The 18,572-nt window shown below is 74.3% G+C and carries 20 protein-coding genes; 12 read left to right on the top strand and 8 right to left on the bottom strand.

The window, feature by feature from the left end; translation table 11 throughout:
- Positions 1-57: 57 nt before the first annotated feature.
- Positions 58-438, bottom strand: a complete 381-nt coding sequence (locus IE275_RS08230) for an S-adenosylmethionine decarboxylase family protein (RefSeq protein WP_189709228.1) — start codon at positions 436-438, stop codon at positions 58-60.
- 411 nt (positions 439-849) lie between these two features.
- Here IE275_RS08230 and IE275_RS08235 point away from each other — a divergent pair, with 411 nt between their 5' ends.
- The 4 genes from IE275_RS08235 (at position 850) to IE275_RS47055 (ending at position 4,526) form a co-directional block, all read left to right on the top strand.
- Positions 850-2,679, top strand: a complete 1,830-nt coding sequence (locus tag IE275_RS08235) for a GNAT family N-acetyltransferase (protein ID WP_189709230.1) — start codon at positions 850-852, stop codon at positions 2,677-2,679.
- On the top strand, positions 2,676-3,746 hold the full coding sequence (locus IE275_RS08240) for an HAD-IIIC family phosphatase (protein ID WP_189709233.1): 1,071 nt from the start codon (positions 2,676-2,678) through the stop codon (positions 3,744-3,746). The genes IE275_RS08235 and IE275_RS08240 overlap by 4 nt, the downstream gene beginning before the upstream one ends.
- Positions 3,743-4,021 carry an acyl carrier protein gene (locus IE275_RS08245; protein WP_189709235.1) on the top strand — a complete coding sequence of 93 codons (279 nt, stop codon included), beginning with the start codon at positions 3,743-3,745 and terminating at the stop codon, positions 4,019-4,021. The genes IE275_RS08240 and IE275_RS08245 overlap by 4 nt, the downstream gene beginning before the upstream one ends.
- A gap of 148 nt (positions 4,022-4,169) precedes the next feature.
- Positions 4,170-4,526: a chaplin gene (locus IE275_RS47055; RefSeq protein WP_189709238.1), complete on the top strand. Its 357-nt coding sequence runs from the start codon at positions 4,170-4,172 to the stop codon at positions 4,524-4,526.
- A gap of 103 nt (positions 4,527-4,629) precedes the next feature.
- Here IE275_RS47055 and IE275_RS08255 read toward each other — a convergent pair whose 3' ends face one another.
- From IE275_RS08255 to IE275_RS08285, 7 genes are all read right to left on the bottom strand, one after another.
- Entirely contained in the window at positions 4,630-5,496 is an 867-nt protein-coding gene (locus tag IE275_RS08255; RefSeq protein ID WP_189709240.1) for a tyrosinase family protein, read from the bottom strand.
- On the bottom strand, positions 5,480-5,968 hold the full coding sequence (locus IE275_RS08260; protein ID WP_189709242.1) for a tyrosinase cofactor: 489 nt from the start codon (positions 5,966-5,968) through the stop codon (positions 5,480-5,482). Before IE275_RS08260 ends, IE275_RS08255 begins: the two co-directional genes overlap by 17 nt.
- Positions 5,969-6,138: 170 nt before the next feature.
- Positions 6,139-6,657 (bottom strand): hypothetical protein, encoded by a 519-nt coding sequence (locus IE275_RS08265; protein ID WP_189709244.1) that lies wholly within the window; start codon positions 6,655-6,657, stop codon positions 6,139-6,141.
- A 122-nt stretch (positions 6,658-6,779) separates the two neighbouring features.
- The gene (locus tag IE275_RS08270) at positions 6,780-7,364 is read right to left on the bottom strand and encodes a vitamin K epoxide reductase family protein (protein ID WP_189709246.1); all 585 of its coding nucleotides are present in this window, start codon (positions 7,362-7,364) and stop codon (positions 6,780-6,782) included.
- A gap of 5 nt (positions 7,365-7,369) precedes the next feature.
- Positions 7,370-7,873, bottom strand: a complete 504-nt coding sequence (locus tag IE275_RS08275; protein WP_189709248.1) for a DUF5949 family protein — start codon at positions 7,871-7,873, stop codon at positions 7,370-7,372.
- Positions 7,874-8,063: 190 nt separating this feature from the next.
- Positions 8,064-8,357, bottom strand: a complete 294-nt coding sequence (locus IE275_RS08280; protein ID WP_189709250.1) for a hypothetical protein — start codon at positions 8,355-8,357, stop codon at positions 8,064-8,066.
- 154 nt (positions 8,358-8,511) lie between these two features.
- Positions 8,512-8,751: a chaplin gene (locus IE275_RS08285; RefSeq protein ID WP_189709252.1), complete on the bottom strand. Its 240-nt coding sequence runs from the start codon at positions 8,749-8,751 to the stop codon at positions 8,512-8,514.
- 520 nt (positions 8,752-9,271) lie between these two features.
- Here IE275_RS08285 and IE275_RS08290 point away from each other — a divergent pair.
- Genes IE275_RS08290 through IE275_RS08325 form a run of 8 tightly spaced genes read left to right on the top strand, consistent with a single transcriptional unit; the run spans position 9,272 to position 18,566 of the window.
- Entirely contained in the window at positions 9,272-10,444 is a 1,173-nt protein-coding gene (locus IE275_RS08290) for a glycosyltransferase (RefSeq protein ID WP_189709254.1), read from the top strand.
- Entirely contained in the window at positions 10,441-11,856 is a 1,416-nt protein-coding gene (locus tag IE275_RS08295) for an exopolysaccharide biosynthesis polyprenyl glycosylphosphotransferase (protein ID WP_189709262.1), read from the top strand. The genes IE275_RS08290 and IE275_RS08295 overlap by 4 nt, the downstream gene beginning before the upstream one ends.
- Before the next feature lie 8 nt (positions 11,857-11,864).
- On the top strand, positions 11,865-13,205 hold the full coding sequence (locus tag IE275_RS08300) for an O-antigen ligase family protein (RefSeq protein WP_189709264.1): 1,341 nt from the start codon (positions 11,865-11,867) through the stop codon (positions 13,203-13,205).
- Positions 13,202-14,887, top strand: a complete 1,686-nt coding sequence (gene murJ, locus IE275_RS08305) for a murein biosynthesis integral membrane protein MurJ (protein ID WP_189709266.1) — start codon at positions 13,202-13,204, stop codon at positions 14,885-14,887. The genes IE275_RS08300 and murJ overlap by 4 nt, the downstream gene beginning before the upstream one ends.
- Positions 14,871-15,590: a polysaccharide deacetylase family protein gene (locus IE275_RS08310; RefSeq protein WP_229870154.1), complete on the top strand. Its 720-nt coding sequence runs from the start codon at positions 14,871-14,873 to the stop codon at positions 15,588-15,590. The genes murJ and IE275_RS08310 overlap by 17 nt, the downstream gene beginning before the upstream one ends.
- A complete protein-coding gene (locus IE275_RS08315) occupies positions 15,590-16,747 on the top strand; it encodes a glycosyltransferase (protein ID WP_189709268.1) in 1,158 nt (385 codons plus the stop codon). Before IE275_RS08310 ends, IE275_RS08315 begins: the two co-directional genes overlap by 1 nt.
- On the top strand, positions 16,744-17,391 hold the full coding sequence (locus IE275_RS08320) for a YveK family protein (RefSeq protein ID WP_189709270.1): 648 nt from the start codon (positions 16,744-16,746) through the stop codon (positions 17,389-17,391). The genes IE275_RS08315 and IE275_RS08320 overlap by 4 nt, the downstream gene beginning before the upstream one ends.
- 8 nt (positions 17,392-17,399) lie before the next feature.
- Complete coding sequence (locus IE275_RS08325; RefSeq protein ID WP_189709272.1) at positions 17,400-18,566, top strand: GNAT family N-acetyltransferase; 1,167 nt, start codon at positions 17,400-17,402, stop codon at positions 18,564-18,566.
- Positions 18,567-18,572: the final 6 nt, after the last annotated feature.

The raw sequence follows: 18,572 nt of genomic DNA on the forward strand, positions 1-18,572 counted from the left end.
GAACAGCCGACGGATTCGGAAATCCCGGTGAACCCTCCGCGGGAACAGCCGGAATGGTCAGTGCACCGCGCGCAGCATGCGCGTCACATTGATCTTCGTCGGCGAAAGGCCCAGCTCCACGCTCTGCATCATCCGTTCGCCGTTCAGTCGGCCGTAGGCGAGCAGGTCGACGTTCGCCAGGCTGAATTCCGGCCAGGTGTGAATGCTCAGATGCGACGCGGAAAGCAGAAGAATGGCAGTGACCGCACCATTCGGGAATACGTGCGACGATTCACCGAGTACCGTGGCGTTTCCCTTTTCGGCGGCCGTGCGCAGCACCTGGAGGAGGCGCTCCTCGTCGGTGAGGATGCTGTGGTCGCTCACCCATACGTCGACGGCATAGGAGCAGAGATCGTCGACGTTTATGCCCTCGGTGGCGAGGTTGGCAGGATTGGTCATGGGGAACCGGGGGCGACGCGGCGCTGCCCCCGTCTCCTTTCACATAGATCCCGCGCTGGTCCGCGCGGCCGAAGAAAAAGGTCACGAGGCCGGTGACCGGCGCTCGGTGGAGCCCAGCGTAGCATCCGGGGCGCTTCGGGGCGCGCGAGCGCAGGGTGTCAAGGGGTACGGGGACGCCCGGCGGATTCGGCCGGAAACCATCGGTGCCGAATTCCTGAGAACCGGGCCCGATAATCCACCGTGAATACCTGTGAAGAATTCATGTGGCACTTTTCTGTTCCCGGCCGCCGCACCGAGTCCGATCACGCCCTCACCAGCCCGTATACTCGATACTCCCTAATCCATCGGCTGGCCTGGAGCAGCATTGTGACGAACGCGAGTCGGCACCCCCGGAGTACCACCGCCGATCAAGTGCTCACGGAAGTCGCGGACGCCGTCAGGCTCCAGGAGGGCCCGCCCGGAGTTCGCTCGGTCCTGCGCGCCCTGCGCCGCCTCGCCCCCGCCTCCACCAAGGACCTCAGCCGCGCCACCGGCCTGCCCGTCCCGATCGTGGCCGCCCTGGGCAACGAACTGCGCCGGCGGGGGCTCGTCACCAAGGAGCGTCCGTCCCGGCTGACCGAGGCCGGTCAGGACGTCGTCGCCGAGCTCGGTATGGATCTCACCCTCGACGCCACCTGCCGCACCTGCGACGGCCGTGAGCTGGTGATCCCCGACGTGCTGGACGAGGCGGTACGGCGGCTGCGCGCCCTGATGGAGTCCGGGCCGGCCGCCGACATGGCGATCGACCAGTCGCACTGCACGGCCGAGACCAAGGTGCGCCGGGTGCTCGCGCTGCTGACGGCGGGCGCGCTGCCGGGCGGCTCCCTGTTGCTGGTCGGTGACGACGACCTCGTGTCGCTCGCCGTCGCCGTCGTGGGCGACGTGCTCGGCGCGCCGATCGTCGAGCGGGTGACCGTCGTGGACATCTCCAGCGAGATCCTCGACTACATCCAGAAGGTGTCGGCGGGGCTCGGCACCCGGGTCGAGACGGTCCGGCACGATCTGCGCCAACCGCTGCCCGCCGAACTGCACGGCCGGCACGACGTGGCGATGACCGACCCGCCGTACACCCCCGAGGGTGCCCGGCTCTTCCTGTCCCGCGCGGTGGAGGGCCTGCGGCCCGGTCCCGCGCACAGCGTCTTCTTCTCCTTCGGCGGCAAGAGCCCGGACGAGATGCTCGAGGTCCAGCGGGAGATCATGGCCCTCGGCCTGGTCACCAACGGCTACATCCGCAACTTCAACGAGTACGAGGGCAGCGGCATCCTCGGTGGTGTCGGCTTCTTCCAGCAGCTCCTCACCACCCGCTCGACCGCCTCCGCGCAGGGCGACTACAGCGGTCCCCTCTACACCGGCGACAAGCGGACCCGGCAGCGTGCGTACGAGTGCGTGGCGTGCGGCGAGATCGTCCCCGTCGGCCCCGGCGCCCGCTGGACGTCGGTCGCCGCCCTGCGCACGGACGGCTGCCCCCGGTGCGGCAAGGGCCCCTTCCGGCCGGGCCGCCTGATGCCGGAGGCCCCACCGGAGACACAGCCGGAGGCGCAGAAGGAGACCCAGCCGGAAGTACAGCCTCAGCAGGCTGCACCGGCCACCGCCCCGGCCACCGCCGCGACCCCGGCAGCCCAGCAGGCTCCCGCAGCCCAGCAGGCCCCCACCGAACCCCCCTCCACCCGCACCATCGGCTGGCACCCTCCCACCGCCGAGACCCGCGCCGCCCTCGAACAGCGGTCCCGCCCCTACGTCACCCGTCAGGCCGACGAGCGCGACCTCCCGGCGATCGGGGCGTTCGAGGCGGAGATCGCCCGGGTGTCCTTCGGCGAGGACGCCATCGACGATCCGGCGCGCTGGGCGGCCCGTCTCGGCCGGGCCATGGAGAAGTCCAAGGAGGGCATGATCGTCGCCCACGGTCCGGGCGAGGAGCCCGTCGGCTGGTGCTGGGTGTCGATCAACCAGAACGCGATGACCGGCGAGCGCTACGCCAACTTCCGCTCCCTCGCCGTCGCCCCGCTGGACAACCGCGGTGACGTCGCCGAGCTCCTGCTCACCGCGGGCCTGGAGTTCTGTCTGGCGAACGGCATCACGGAGGTCGTCGGCCGGGTCCACGTCGGCAACGTCCCGATGCGCACGGTCTACCGCAAGTTCGGCTTCGACCCCACCAGCCTGGCGATGAAGCTGTTCCTGCCGGAGAGCGGCGGCACCCGGTGACCGGCTACGACCCCGACAGCGTCAAGTGCGTCGTCTGGGACCTCGACGGCACCCTCTGGGACGACATCGCCGTGGAGACTCCCACCGACGAACTCCCCACGCCCCGCCCCGAGATGCTGGCCGCGATCGACGCGCTGGCGGCCCGCGGCGTGCTCAGCAGCATCGCGAGCCGCAGCGCGCCGACGGTGCTCGACCGGCTCGCCGGCCGCCCGGAGGTGCGGGAGCGCTTCCTGGCCCCGCAGGTGTCCTGGCAGGACAAGAGCGAGTCGCTGCGCCGGATCGCCAAGGACCTCGGGATCGCCGTGGAGGCCCTCGTCCTGGTGGACGACTCCCCGTACGAGCGGGCCGAGGTCGAGGCCCTGCTGCCCGGCGTCCGCACGCTCGCCCCCCAGGAGGTGCCGGAGCTGCTGGCCGTCTTCGAGGGCCGCGAGGTCACCGCCGAGTCGCGCGCGCGGGTGGGCCGCTACCGCACCGAGGAGAACCGCCGGGCCGAGAGCGAACGCTTCGAGGGCAGCCGGGAGGAGTTCCTGCGCTGGTGCGACATGCGGCTCACCGTCGGCGCGGCCACACCCGAGGATGTCCCCCGCGCCCTGGAGCTCGCCGCCCGTACCCACCGTCTCAACTCCTCGGGCCTCACCCCGGACCGGCTGGGCGAGCTGGCCGCCACGGAGGGCCACGAGCTGTACACCGCCCGGATGGCGGACCGCTTCGGCGCGTACGGCATCATCGGCGCCGCCCTCGTCGACCGCACCGACCCGGCCGTCTGGTCGGTTCCGCTGCTCGCGCTGTCCTGCCGGGTGGCGGGCCGGGGCGCGGCGGCGGCCTTCCTGTTCCGGCTGATGGGGCGGGCCCGAACGGCCGGCGCCGGTACCTTCCGGGTGACCCTGCGCCCGACGGACGCCAACCTGGAGATGCGCATCCTGCTCCGCCAGGCGGGCCTGCGCCGCACGGACGACACTCCCGGCGGCGCTCCCGACTCGGCCGTCCTCGCCCGGCCGCTGCACGGCGACCTCCCCGAGCCGCCCCCCTATCTGCACGTATCCGACCGAGAGGACACCGAGGCGTGACGGACACCCTGGACCGCGCCGCCGTGGAGCGGGAACTGCGCTCGATGATCGCCGAGGCGGCCCGGCTGGAGCCTGCCGTGGTGGCGGAACTCCCCGCGGACACCGACCTGTTCGGGCCGGAGATCGCCCTCACCTCGCTGGCCGGCGTGACCCTGCTGGGCGCCGTCGACGCCCGCTTCGGGGTGGACGTCGCCATGCTGGACCTCAGCCTGGACAGCCTTCAGTCGATCGCCACCCTGGCCGACTTCGTCGCGGCACACCTCCAGGACCGCTGACCCCGGCCGCTCGTCCGTACGGCGCCCGCTGTTCAGAAAGGGTGATCCGTGCCGACGTGCCGTGACCCGCTCCGGGCGGCCGCGTTGAACGGGGCGTGCGACGGCACCCCTTGCCGCCGCGCGAACCGATTCACTTAAGGAGAACGTGATGTCTCGCATCGCGAAGGTGGCCGCTGTTGCCCTCGGCACCAGCGCCGTGGTGGTCAGCGGAGCCGGCCTGGCCATGGCGGACTCGGGTGCGCAGGCCGCGGCCGTGGGCTCGCCCGGTGTCCTGTCGGGCAACGTCGTCCAGGCCCCGATCCACGTGCCGATCAACGTCTGCGGCAACACCATCAGCATCATCGGCGCCCTGAACCCGGCCTTCGGCAACAAGTGCGCCAACGTCAGCGGCCACCACCACAAGGAAGACGGCTACAAGGACGGCGGCCACAAGGACGGTGGCCACAAGGACGGCGGTCACCAGGACGGCAGCCACCAGGACGGCAGCTACGGCTACGGCGACTGACGCGCGCTTCCCCCGCACCACCAGGAAGAGCCCCGGCACCTCGAGCGCCGGGGCTCTCCCCATGTGAACCGCGGAATCGACGAAGCCGGGCGGTGACGGCTTCTCACGCGTACCGGTAGATCCGCCCCACGTCCTCCAGCTGATCCGGCGTCACGTTCCAGGGCGGGAGCTTCTCGTGGCGGGCGACGACCCTGCGGTACTGCCGGCTGCCCGGGCCGGGCGGTTCGGCGGGCAGGTACCGGTGTTCACGGTGGCGCTGCTGCCAGCGGGTCCACACCAGGTCGATGAAGGCGTGGTGCATCCAGAACACGGGGTCGTTGACGGACGCGCCGCCGAGCATCTCCCCGCCGACCCATCGGTGCACGCGGTTGTGGGTGCGCCAGGCGGCGCTGCCCCGGCCGGTCCCCCACCCCTCCAGTCGGTTGCGGAACCCCCGGTTGGACGTCGAGTCCCAGGGCGAGACGTCGTAGACCGGTTCGCTCAGCGCGCCGTCCACGTCGGCCTTGGTCGGCAGCTCGATCGGGTTGGCGGCCCGGCCCAGGTCCCGGGTGAGGAACCTGCTGTCCGTGATGTTCTCCTTGAGGGTCCAGTTGCCGGTGGAATAGGCGAACGGCCCGGTCGTCACCTGTCGGTCCGACTTGCGTCCGTTGCCGCCGAGGAGGTCCTTCGTCCAGGGCGCGGCGCCGACGGAGCGGGCGCGCGTCCAGTCCCAGTACGGCACCGTCACCGAGGAGTCGACCCGGCGCAGCGCGTTCTCCAGGTCCAGCAGGAACCGGCGGTGCCAGGGCAGGAAGGAGGGTGCCATGTGGGCCGTCCGCAGTCCGCCCTCGCCGTCGGAGACGTAGTAGTCGATGTGGCTGCGCACGAACTCGTCGTACTCTCCGCGCCGTTTGATCTCCAGCAGCGCGTTGACGAAGCGGCGGCGCTCGGAGGCGGTGAGGGTGGTGACGTCCTTACGCGTGTAGGCCATGGTGTCCCCCCTGTTCCGTACCGCCGTCCCCCTCGCCGGTGTCGCGCAGCTGCTCGCCGGGGCCCAGCTCGTCGACGGCGGCGCGGGCCGCCTCCAGCGGGGTGGGGTACGAGCGGTAGTGGTCGACCATGCTCAGCCAGGTGCCGTCGGCGCGGCGCATCAGGTGCAGCGGGCGGCCGTCGACCGTGACCTGCCAGCGGGGGTCGACGGCGGCCGCACGGCCGCCCGTTCTGGTGGGGACGCCCTGGATGCGCCGGCCGCGGTACACCTCGTCGAAGGCGAATCCGGATCCGGGCCCGGCGAGTGTCGGGTCCGGATGCGGGTCCGTGGGCCAGGAGGCGGCGACGACGGGGGTGAGGACGAGGGCGGCGGCGGGGGCGAGCAGGACACGCAGCAGCTCTCGCCTGCTTCTGGGTCTTGCCGGGCCCGCCGTCGCCGCGGGTACGGGTACGCCGTCGACGCTTGTGGTCATGGTGTGCTCCTCGTGCGGTTCGGATCTCCGTACGGGTAACCGCCGAGCACCCCGTCGGGTCACCGCCCGGCCCCCGAACGGCCCGTCGGAAACACCGGAACGCCGCCGGAGACGGCTCAACGGGCCCGGACGGGGACGTCCGGGCCCGCTGCCGAGGCCCGGCGGCCGCGTTACAGCCCCTGGCCGAGGCCGAGGTTCGCGCCGGGCACCGCCTGGAGGACCGGGGTGATCACGCCGGCTTGCGGAAGCTTCGGGTCCGGGAGGCCGAAGTTGTCGGGGTCGGGGGCGGTGAGCGGGGCGTCCAGGGCCAGGCCGGGGCCGAGGGTGCGCAGGCCGGAGGCGGGGACGTCGAGACCGACGTGCCGGAAGTCGTCGCCGGGGACCTCCGCGACGGGGGCGCGCAGGCCGAGGCCGGGCAGGCCGGCGCCGACGGGCAGCTGCGGGACGGCCCGCTCCGGGAGCAGCCTGCCCTCGACGTACCGCGGTCCTTCGGGGGCGCCCGGCACCGGCAGCGGGATCTCGGCGCCGGCCGTGGGCAGTTCCATGCCGAGGGACTGCTCGACGCCGTTCAGCGGGAGGGGGACGGGGACCGTGTCGACCGCGGCGGCGGGGGTCGCGACGGCGGCGCCGGCCGCGGCCGCCACACAGGTCAGCACGGCGGCGAGGGTTCCTCGGGTGGTCGGCTTCATCTCGGGTACGGGCCCTTTCTGCGGTGTTCCGGGGGGCGGTGCGTCCGTACCGGGTAACGAGCCGGAAAACGGCATCAGCTCAACAATCCCCCGAGTGCAGCAATTGCCGGACAGCGGCATTGTCAGCTCGTCCAGAAATCCCACCAGCGCGTCAGGACCAGCATGCCGACGACCCCGATGTGCAGCAGCGGCGGCACCCAGGCGAAGTCGGCGAGGAACACCCTGACCGGATCCGGCGCCGGGAGGAAGCGGTGGCGTACGTCGAAGGCGACGGTGTACCAGAACATCAGGATGGTGGCGACCCACGCCAGACAGCACCACAGGCACAGCGCGTTGATCCGGTACAGCGACTCGAACTGGAGCCAGGACACGAACCCGACGCCGAAGAGGCAGCCGGCCGTGAAGGTCAGCCAGTACCAGCGGGGGAGGACGGCACCGGCCAGCAGACTCATGCCGACGCAGACGACGATGCCGTAGGCCACCAGGCCCAGCATCGGGTTGGGGAACCCGAACGCCGAGGCCTGGTCGCTCGTCATGACGCTGCCGCAGGAGACGACGGGGTTCAGGCTGCATCCGGGCGTGAAGCCGGGGTCCTCCAGCAGCTTGAACTTGTCGAGGGTGATGACCCAGGAGGCCAGCAGCCCGGCCGCGCCGGTGAGGACGAGCAGCAGGGCGTAGGCGCGGCTGCCGCCCGCTGCCGTCGTCATGGGCCTCAGCCGCGCAGGCTGCGGGCGGGCAGGACGACGTGCGCCGCCGCGGTGAGCGTCTCCTCGGCGCCGGCGAAGGCGGCCAGTGCCTCGGCGTCGACGGGCTGTCCGGGGACGGCCTCGGGCCAGGGGCGGGTGGTGAAGACGAGGTAGGCGTAGCCGCGCTCCTCGACGGCGGCGAGCCACTCGGGCGGCGGCACGCACTGGGCGTTGAGGCCCGGCATGTTGAGGACGGCGGCGCCGGACTCGACGAGCAGGGTCACCGGCAGGCCCGGCCGCTCGGTGCCGTCGACGAGGTCGCCGCCGACGGGCAGGCCGTTGTCGACGAGGAGGTGCTCGACGGCGGCGGTCGTGGTCTCGGCGCCGCCGTCCGCCGCGTCGCCGAGGGAGTAGGCGAGGAGGTAGGGCATGTCGGCGCCGTCGGGGGTCTCGCCGCTCCACGGCATCACGACGAGGGTGCCCAGGTCGGTCACGCGGAAGGGGCGGGTGGTGCTTGGGGTTGAGGTCACCGCGCGACCATATCGGCGCGCCGGCGGGCCGCCGTCCGCCTTCTCACCCGTGCGGAGGACGGCGGCGGGGCGCTCCACACGAACGAGGGACGGGGTCGAACAGGGCCGACGGACCGGCGGGGGACGGTGCCGGAACGCGTCGAGGGCCGGCTCCGCGTCCCACGGAGCCGGCCCTTCGGTGCGGCGTCGCTCAGCCCTGGAGCGGCAGTCCGCCGAGGAGTTGGGGGGCGTTCGCGTTGAGTGCCTTGGCCGCGCCGTCGACGCTGTGGAGCACGGAGCCCTTGTTCTCGGTGTCGAGGGCGTTGGACTGGTGCTGGAGCGGCATCACGTCGGCGGGCTCGATCTGCCCCTTCGCGAGCGTGTCCACGGCGCCGTTGAGGCTGGTGGGCGTCATGTCGGCGGCGTCGTAGGCGAACGCGGGCGCGGCGGCACCGGCGAGGACGACGGACCCGGCAACGACGGCGGCAGCCTTCAGGGACTTCATCGGGTTCCTTTCTTCGGCGACCGCGCGACGCGCGTCACCACGGGGAATTCTGACGCCGTGCCTAACGATCCCCGGCGAAGGGGGAAACCCCCACAGCCCGAACGGCCGCCCTCCTGGCGGAAGGGCGGCCGTTCGGCGAAGTGGTTCCGTGACGTCAGTCGTTGACGCAGGTGTTGCCGAACGCGGGGTTCAGCAGGCCGCCGCCGTTGATCGTGTTGCCGCAGATGTTGATCGGCACGTGGATGGGCGCCTGGATGACGTTGCCCGACAGCACGCCCGGGGAGTGCTCGGCGACGCCGTTCGCGCCACTGTCGGCGGCGGCGATGCCGGAGGCGCCGGCGACGGCCGCGGCGGCAACGGAGGTCAGGGCCAGGCCCTTCGCGATACGCGACATGAAGAGTGCTCCTTGGGGAATGTGACACAAACACCTGGGCGGGGATGCCCGGCGCTGTGTCAACGCGTGACACCCCCGTGGGTTGTGCCGCCGTACGAGTGACGCAGGGACCGTTCATCACACTTTCCCGGGATCATGGCGGGGACCACGGCGGGGCCACGGCAGGACCGCGGCCGTTCGGGTGATTCGCTCACGCACTCGACGGGCTCCCGGTCCGCGGCGCACGCCCGCCGACCCGGTCGATCCATCTGACGATCTGTTGAACCCACCGCTCAGCGGGCCGGGGGCGGCTCCGCGGGCGCGTGTACCGGCGTACGCGGACGCCCTCCACCATCACCCCCGCGTGTTCGATCTCTGAGCCGGTTTGCGGCAGGGCGGTGACCAGCGGGCGTACCGGCTCGTTTCGCACGAGGACGCGGCGTGGGCCGGGGCGCTCTTCGTCGCCGTCGACCACACGGACGAAGCAGGCAGGCGCACTCCCGTCCGTACCGAGCGTCACCGTGAGCGAGGAAACCGCGCCATGCACCAGCCAGAACCCGTCGGACTGAGGGTCCTGCACCTCACCCAGCCCGTGGACGGCGGGGTCGCCCGTGTCGTGACGGACCTGGCGCGGGCCCAGCTCGCCGCCGGACTGCACGTCACCGTGGCCTGTCCCGACAGCGCCCTCACCGGCGAACTGCGCTCCCTGGGCGCGGACGTACGGCGCTGGGAGGCGACCCGGTCCCCCGGCGCCTGTCTGCCCGGCGAGGTACGGCGGCTCGCGCGCGTGGTCGACGAGGTACGGCCGGCGCTGGTGCACGCGCACAGCGCGAAGGCCGGGCTGGCCGGGCGGCTCGCGGTGCGCGGGCGGATCCCGACCGTGTTCCAGCCGCACGCCTGGTCCTTCGAGGCGGTCGGCGGGACCGTCGCCGCCCTCGCCCTGAACTGGGAGCGGTTCGGGGCGCGCTGGGCCGCCCGGCTGGTGTGCGTGAGCGAGGCGGAGCGGGCCACCGGCGAACGTGCCGGGATCGCCGGCCGGTGGCACGTCGTCCCCAACGGCGTCGACCCCGAACACTTCCGCCCCGGCCCGGCCGGCCCCGCGCGGGCCGCGCTCCTGCCGGACCTCGACCCGGCCGCGCCGCTGGTGGTGTGCGTGGGCCGGCTGTGCCGGCAGAAGGGGCAGGACGTACTGCTCCGGGCCTGGGCGGACGTCGTACGGGAGGCGCCCGGGGCGCGGCTGGTGCTGGTCGGCGACGGGCCGGACCGGGCGGCGCTGCGCTCGCTGGCGCCGCGGTCGGTGGTGTTCGCCGGCAACGCCGCCGACGCGGCGCCCTGGTACCGGGCCGCCGATCTGGTGGTGCTGCCCTCGCGCTGGGAGGGCATGGCGCTGGCCCCGCTGGAGGCGCTGGCCTGCGGCCGGGCCGTGGTGCTGAGCGAGGTGGACGGCGCCCGGGAGAGCCTGCCGGCGGATCTCCTCCCGCACTGCCTGGTGCCCGCCGACGACCCGAAGGCGCTGGCCGGGGCCGTCACCGCGCTGCTGGCGGACCCCTCGCTGCGGGCATCGCTCGGCCACCGGGGGAGCCGGCACGTCCTGTCCACGCACGACGTGCGGCGCACGGCCGAGGCGGTCGCGGACCTCTACCGCGAACTCCTCGGCCAGGTACCGGCCGCACGGGTCGAGCCCTCCGAGTGCAGGGAGTCCCTTCACCCGTGACTGCGGAAAGTACCGTCCCCTCCCCCGGCACGAAGGCCGGGTACCCGCCCGTCTCCGTCATTCCACGGCGTGAGACCGGCACCGGATTCCGTTTTCCCGCCCGGCGTCCCCCGGCGCGGCCCCTCTCACCGCTGCCCCTGCTGCTCGCCGACGGCCTCGCCGCGCTCGCGGGCGCGGCGGCGCTCGTCACGGCCGGCCATCACCCGCCGCTGGTGGTCCTGCTGGTGGCCACGACGTTACTGCTGCGCCCGGGCCGCCCGGGCGCGGTGACCGGGGTGCTGGACGAGTTGCCCGCCCTCTGCGGCCGGACCGGCGTGGCCTGGCTGGCGCTCGGCGCGCTCGCCGCCGCGTGGCACCCGTCGCACGCGCTGCCCGCGCGCACCCTGCTCCTCGGTTTCACGGCGCAGACCACCGCCGTGTGCGCCGGGCGCGCGCTGGCGCATCTGCGTCGCCGCCGTGCGCTGCTGCGTCACCCGCGCGCGGCGCTGGTCATCGGCCCGGCGGCGACCGCGCAGCGGGTGGCCGCCGCGGTGCTGCGCCATCCGCGCTGCGGGGTGATGCCGGTGGGCGTGGTGGCCGAGCGCCCGGACGGCACCGACGGACTGCCCGTGCTGACCACCGGCCAGGAGGTGCAGCGGGCCCTGATCCAGAACGGCGTCCGGGACGTGCTGTGCGTCCACCCCGCCGTGCGCTCCGTGCAGGGCCCGCTGCTGCGGGCGCTGGCCGCGTCCGGCTGCACGGTGTGGGAGGTCGACGCCGACAGCCCCTCGTACGCGAGCCGTGAGCAGCTCGCCGGGTTCGCCTGCCGGCGGCTGGACCTGGGGCTGCGCCGGCGCGGCAGCCTCGGCAAGCGGCTGCTGGACATCACGGTCTCCGGGACGCTGCTGCTGCTGGTCGGCCCGCTGCTGACGGTGTGTGCGGCGGTGCTGCGGCTGACCCAGGGGCCGGGGGTCGTCTTCCGGCAGGAGCGCATCGGCCGGGACGGGCGGCCCTTCACCCTGCTGAAGTTCCGCACCCACCGCCCGGTCGACGAGCACGAGTCGGCGACCCGCTGGAGCGTGGCGGGCGAGGTGCGGATGAGTCCCTTCTGCCGCTTCCTGCGCCAGACCTCGCTGGACGAGCTGCTCCAGCTGTGGAACGTCCTGCGGGGCGACATGAGCCTGGTCGGACCGCGTCCCGAACGCCCCTTCTTCGTCGGCCAGTTCAGCCAGACCCATCCCGGCTACGCGGCCCGGCACCGGATGCGGACCGGGATCACCGGGCTCGCCCAGGTGCAGGGTCTGCGCGGCGACACCTCCATCGAGGACCGGGCCCGCTTCGACAACGCGTACATCGACAACTGGTCGCTGTGGCAGGACGTCTGCATCCTGCTGCGCACCGCGGCCGCCCTCGTGCGACCGACCGGGAGCTGATCCGACCGATGACCTTCGCCCTGCCCCTGCCGCGCGCCCGGACGCTGTCACCGGTGCTGCCGGTCGCCGCCGTGGTCGCCGTCCTCGCCCTGCCCGTCTCCCCCGGCGGCGAGGGCGGCGCGGGACCGGCCGACGCGCTCTCCGCGCTCGTCGTGCTGTTCTGCGCGGTCCGGCTGCTGCGGGAGCGGCGGCGCCCGCTGTCCCGTACGTCCGCCGTGGTCCTCGGGCTGCCGGTCGCCGGGATCGCGCTGGCCGCGCTCGGGGCGTCCTCGCCGGGCGCGGGGCTGACCGGCCTGGGCCGCTATCTCCAGGTGTTCGTGCTGGTCCCGGCGGCCGTGCTGCTCCTGATCCGGGGCCGGTCCGACCTGAGGCTGCTGGCCTGGGCGTTCGTGGGGCTCGCCGGGTGGCAGGGGGCGGTGGGCGTGCACCAGTTCGTCACCGGGACCGGGGCCTCCTACCAGGGCGAGACGATCCGCGCGGTCGGCACCTTCGGGCCGCAGGACGTGATGGGCATGGCGACGGTGGTGTCCTTCGGCCTGGTCTGCGCGGTGGGACTGGCCCTCGGGCGGACCGCCGTACGGCAGCGGGCGGTCGCCGCCGCCGCGGCGCTGGCCCTGCTGGTGCCGCTCGCGCTGTCCTTCAGCCGGGGGGCGTGGATCGCGACCGTGGTGGCCTGCTCGGTGCAGCTGGGGCTGGCCGGGCTGCGGCGGGCTCTGACGGTGGCCGCGGTGGCGGTCGCGGCGGGGGTGGTCCTGGTCGGCGGGTTCGGGGTGGGCTCGGCGATGCTCCAGGAGCGGATCGGCAGCATCACGCAGGTCGGCGACGCCCCGGACCAGTCGGTCACCGACCGGTACACGATGTGGGCGGCCGCCGTCGGGATGTGGCGGGAGCAGCCGCTGACCGGCGTCGGGCTGAAGGGCTTCCCCGAGCACCGGGACGCGCACGCCTCGCTGGCGCTGTCCTCGGGCAGTGACACCGACGGCGCGGGCTCGGGCTTCGTGCGGCAGCCGTTGCTCTCCCCGCACAACATGTACCTGCTGATCCTCAGCGAGCAGGGCCTGATCGGGCTGCTCGCGCTGGCGGGCGGCTGGCTGGCCCTGCTGGCGTGCGGGCTGCGCGGGTGGTGGGCCGTGCGCCGGGCCGGTCCCGGCCTGGACTGCGCGCTCGTCGCCTGCGGCCTGCTGCTGTGGCAGCTCACCGACTTCATGTACGCCGACATCGGCGGGCCCTCGACCGTGCTGACCGCCGTCGTCCTCGGGGTGGTGGCGTGGTGGGCGCTGGCCGGCGGGCGGGCCGTCGGCGCCGTTCCGGCGGGCCCGGCCTGCGGCGGGGAGGCGCAAAGCCGATGAGGGGAACTCCTTCCCGGACGCCTCGCACGGGCCGCCGGACCACGCGCGCCGGCCGCCGGGCGGTCGTGCCGCCGGCCCGGTCCGCCGCTCCGTCCGAGGAGGCTGCTTCCGGACTCCCCGTGGCCTCCCGGGGTTTCCTCGCCAAGGCCGCCCTGGTCACCGCCGCGCTCTCGGTCGCCGGGGCGCTGCTGGGGCTGGTCCGCGACCAGGCGCTGGCCCGGCTGTTCGGGGCGGGCAGCGACACGGACGCCTTCCTGGTCGCGTGGACCGTGCCGGAGTTCGCGGCCACGCTGCTGATCGAGGACGGGCTGGCGTTCGCGCTGATCCCGGCGTTCAGCATGGCGCTGGCCCGCCGCGCCCAGGGTGTCCCGGGCGACCCGGTGCGCGCCCTGGTCGCCGGGACGCTGCCGCGTCTGTCGCTGGCGTTCGTCGCGGTCGGCGCGCTGCTCGCCGGGATCGCGCCCCAGGTGGTCGAGGTGCTCGCCCCCGGTCTGCCGGATCCCGCGCTCGCCGTCGACTGCACCCGGCTCACCGCGACCTGCGTGGTGAGCTTCGGTCTCGCCGGGTACTGCAGCGCGGCCCTGCGCGCGCACCGGCGGTTCGTGGCGCCCGCGGCCATCTACGTGGCCTACAACGTCGGCATCATCACCGGGATGCTCGTGCTGGGCGGGCGGTGGGGGGTGCGGGCGGCGGCGGCCGGGGTGGCGGTCGGCGGCTGCCTCATGGTCGCCGTCCAGCTTCCTTCCCTGCTGCGGCAGCTGGGGAAGCGGGCCCCCGTGGGGGCGGACGGCGGTGCGCAGGAGGCGCGGCCGCTGGACACCGCGCTGCTGGCGACCGTGCTGCTCTTCGCGCTGTGCCGGCAGTCGCAGGTCCTCGTCGAGCGGTTCCTGGCCTCCTCGCTGCCCTCCGGGGCGATCTCGCACCTCAACTACGCCCAGAAGGTCGCGCAGATGCCGATGATCCTGTCGGTGATGGTGTGCACGGTCACCTTCCCGGTGGTCGCGCGGGCGCTGGCCGACGGGGACACCGAGCGGGCCCGGGACCGGGTGGAGCGGGATCTGGCGCTGGCCGCGTCCATCGTGCTGCTGGGCACGGCGGCGGTGGTGGCGTGTGCCCCGCAGATCATCGAACTCCTCTTCCAGCGGGGCGCGTTCACCGCGCGGGACACGGCGGCGACCGCCGGGGTGATGCGGGTGTACGCGTTCGGGCTGCTCGGCCAGACCCTCACCGGTGTGCTGGCCCGCTCGTACTTCTCGGCGGGCCGCGGCGCCTGGCGTCCGGTGGGCGCGATGGCCACCGGGATCGTGGTGACGTCCGTGACCGGCGCGCTGTGCGTCACGGCCTGGGGTGTGTACGGCATCGCCGCCGCCAACGCGGCCGGGATCACCGTCACCGCACTGGTGCTGCTGGCCGGGACGGGCCCGCGCAGCGTCCCGATCCGGATCCCGTGGGTGCTCCGCGAGCTGGCCCGACCGGTGCTGGCCGCCATCGTGGCGACGCTCGCCGGCGCCCTGGTGGCCGCCCGGTGCGGCGGGCCGCTGTCCGCGCTGGCCGCCGGGGGGCTCACCGTGACCGCCGTCTTCGTGCTGCTCGGCCGGGCCCTGGGTGCCCAGGGCGTGGCCTGCGCGCTCCGTTCCGTACGTTCCGTGACCCGAAGGCTGCCGTATGTCTCTTCCCGTTGACACCAGGGTCCCCTGGGTGGCGATGTACCACTCCGTGGGGGACTGCTCCGACGACCCCTACCGGATCACCGTCACCCCCGAGCGGCTGGACCGGCAGCTGGCCTGGCTGACGCGCCGTGGCCTCAGGGGTGTCTCCGTGGCCGAGCTGCTGGCCGCGCCCACCCGCCGGGGCCTGGTGGGCCTGACCTTCGACGACGGTTACGCCGACTTCCTGTCCGGCGCCCTGCCCGTGCTGCGCCGCCACGGCTGTACGGCCACGCTGTTCGTGCTGCCGGGCCGGCTCGGCGGCGACAACGCCTGGGACCCGCTGGGCCCGCGCAGGCCGCTGCTCACCGCCGACGGCATCCGGCAGGCCGCGGCCGAGGGCGTCGAGATCGGCTCGCACGGCCTCACGCACGTCGATCTGACCCGCGCCGACGACCTCACCCTCAAGGCGGAGACCGTCGAGAGCCGCGGCGTCCTCGCCGACCTGCTCGGCACCGCGATCGCCGGCTTCTGCTACCCCTACGGGACGGTCGACCGCCGTGCCATGGACGCCGTACGGGGCGCCGGGTACGGCTACGCGTGCGCGATCGACCCCGGCCCGCTGAACGGCCCGCACGCACTGCCCCGGGTCCATGTCGGGCAGAACGACACCGCGCTGCGCCTCTTCCTCAAGTACCGGCTGCACCGGCTGCGCCGGCGTCCCGTCGAGGGGCTGTAGTGCGGGCGCTGCACATCATCACGGGGCTCGGGGTCGGCGGGGCCGAGCAGCAACTGCGGCTGCTGCTGCGGCATCTGCCTGTGGAGTGCGACGTGGTGACGCTGACCAACCCGGGGGCGGTGGCCGAGGGGCTGACCGCGGACGGCGTCCGGGTGACGGACCTCGGCATGCGCGGCAACCGCGACCTGGCCGCGCTGCCCCGGCTGGCCGGGATCGTCCGCTCCGGCGGCTACGACCTCGTCCACACGCACCTGTACCGGGCCTGTCTGTACGGGCGGCTGGCCGCGCGGATGGCGGGGGTGCGGGCGATCGTCGCCACCGAACACTCGCTGGGCGATTCCCAGTTGGAGGGCCGCGGGCTGACCGTCGGGGTCCGCGCGCTGTATCTCGCGGGCGAGCGGCTGGGCCGTGCCACGGTCGCGGTCTCCCCCGCGGTCGCCGCGCGGCTGCGGGCGTGGGGCGTGCCGGCCCCGCGCATCGGGGTCGTGCCCAACGGCATCGACCTGGCCCGCTTCCGCTTCGACCCGGCGGCCCGGCTGCGCACCCGGCGGCAGCTGGGGCTGCCCGAGGACGCGTTCGTCGTCGGCTGCGTCGGACGCCTCACGGCCGGCAAGCGCTTCGCGGTCGTCGTCCGCGCGCTGGCCCGGCTGCCCGGCGACTGCCGGCTGCTGCTGGTCGGCGGCGGCCCCGAGGAGGCCGCGCTGCGGCGCACCGCCCGGGAGGCCGGGGTGGCGGACCGGGTGCTCCTCACCGGCGAGCGCCCGTACGTCCCCGACGGCACCCCGGGCCCCGACCTGCCCTCCCTCACCGCCGCCATGGACGTGCTCGCCTCCCCGTCCCCCGACGAGACGTTCGGCCTGGCCGTGGTGGAGGCGCTGGCGTCCGGGCTGCCGGTGCGCTACGCCTCCTGCCCCGCGCTCGATCACCTTCCCGCGCCCGGCGCGCGCCGGGTGAGCGGTGACGAAGGGGCGTTCGCCCGCGCCCTGGCCGAGGTCCGCGCCGCGCCGCCGGGTCCGCGCACCACGCCCGAGGCCGCGCACCACTACGACATCACCCGCAGCGCCGCCCGGCTCATGGACGTCTACGCGGCCACCGTCGCCGGCCGTCCTCTGCCGTCCCCCGCTTCCCCGACACCCCAGGGAGTCAGTTCCCCATGACCGAACACTCTCGCCGGCTCACCGCCCCGCGCCGCGCCAGGACCCTCCCGCCCTGGTCGCTGCTGGCCGCCGGCGCCGTCACCGGCGGTCTGCTGGGCGGCGCGTACGGCGTGCTCCAGCCGCCGGTCTACACGGCCACCGCCTATGTCGTCGCCGTCCCCACCGAGAAGTCCGACCCGGCGTCCGCGCTGGGCTTCGCGCAGGCCTACGGCCGGGTCGCGACCCAGCTCGCGGTGCTCGGGGACGCGCAGAAGACGGCGGGGGTGCCGGTGCGCACGCTCCAGCACAGTGTGCAGACGGCGACCTCGCCGGACGCCCCGATGGTCGCCGTCACGGCCACCGCCGCGCGCGCCGATCTGGCCGCCGACATGGCCAACGCGGTCTCCCGCGCGCTCACCCGGCACGCGCGGGGCACCGAGAAGGCCACCAACGTCGAGCTCCAGCAGTTCGCCCCCGCGGTCCGGCCGACCGACCCGTCCTCGGCGTCCCCCGCGGTGACCGGGCTGGTGGGGGCGAGCGCGGGCGGGCTGCTGGGCGGGCTGGCGCTGCTGGTGCGGCCGAGGCGGGAGCGGGAGGTGCCGGGCCGCCCGGCCGTCACCGTCCCGGGCCCGGCCCTCGCCGCGGACGTCCACGGGGCGCTGTGAAACCGGCGGTGTACACGACGGGCCCGGTCACCGGGCACAGCGCCGGGGGCGGCACGGCGGCGGTCGCCGGCCTCGCCTGCGAACTCGTCACCGACGAGCGGGCCTTCGCGGGCCTCGCCGCCGACTGGGGGCGCCTGTACGGGCGTTGCGCGACGGCCACCCCGTTCCAGAGCCATGCCTGGCTGCACTCCTGGTGGCTGTCCTACGGCAGGCGCGGCCGACTGCGCCTGCTGCTGGTGCGCGACGGCGGCGACCTCGTCGCGGCCGCCCCGCTGACGGCCGTGCGCCGCCCGGTGCCCGCGTGGGTGCCTCTCGGCGGGGCGATCTCCGACTACGGGGACGTGCTGGTCGACGACGAGCGCGCCGAGCGGGCCGTGGCCGGGCTCACCGAGGGGCTCGCGGCGGCCGCCCGCACCGCGTTGATCGACTTCCGCGAGGTCCGGCCGGGCGGCGCGGTGGAGCGGGTCTACGACCGCTGGCACGGGCCGCGCCGGCGGGTGGACGACTCGGTGTGCCTGGAGCTGCCGGCCGTGCCGATGGACGAGCTGGTGGGCCGGCTGCCGTCGGCGAAGGCCCAGCGGGTGCGCGCCAAGCGGCGCAAGCTGACCGCGCTGGGCGTGGAGCGCCGGGCGGTGGGGCCCGAGGAGGTGGACGGCGCGCTGCGCCGGCTGCTGGAGCTGCACCAACTCCAGTGGCAGGGCCGGAAGGTGACGGGCGAGCATCTGCGCCCGCGGTTCCACGAGCATCTGGTGCGCTCGGTCGGGCCGATGGTGCGCTCCGGGGACGCGGTGGTCACCGAGTTCCGGCTCGACGGCGACGTGGTGGCGGTCGACCTCACCCTGCTGTCCCGGCGGCTCGCGGGCGGCTATCTGTACGGCGCCCATCCGGGACTGCGGGAGCGCAAGGCGGACGTGGCGGTGATGCTGCTCGACGCCTGCGCCGAGCACACCCGGGACGGGGGGCGTGCCGCGCTGAGCCTGCTGCGCGGCAACGAGCCGTACAAGCACCACTGGCGGCCGGATCCGGTCGTCAACCAGCGGCTGCTGCTGGCCCGGCGGCGGACCGCCCCGCTGCTGTCGGCGGCTCTCTGCGACGTGGCCGCGCGGCGGCGGGGCAAGGAGCTGCTGCTGCGCTGGGAGCAGCGGAAGGAGCGTGACGGTGGCGGCAGGTCCTGACGCGGG

Origin of the sequence: Streptomyces phaeofaciens (genome assembly GCF_014648915.1) — a bacterium.
GTDB classification, from domain to species: Bacteria; Actinomycetota; Actinomycetes; order Streptomycetales; family Streptomycetaceae; genus Streptomyces; species Streptomyces phaeofaciens.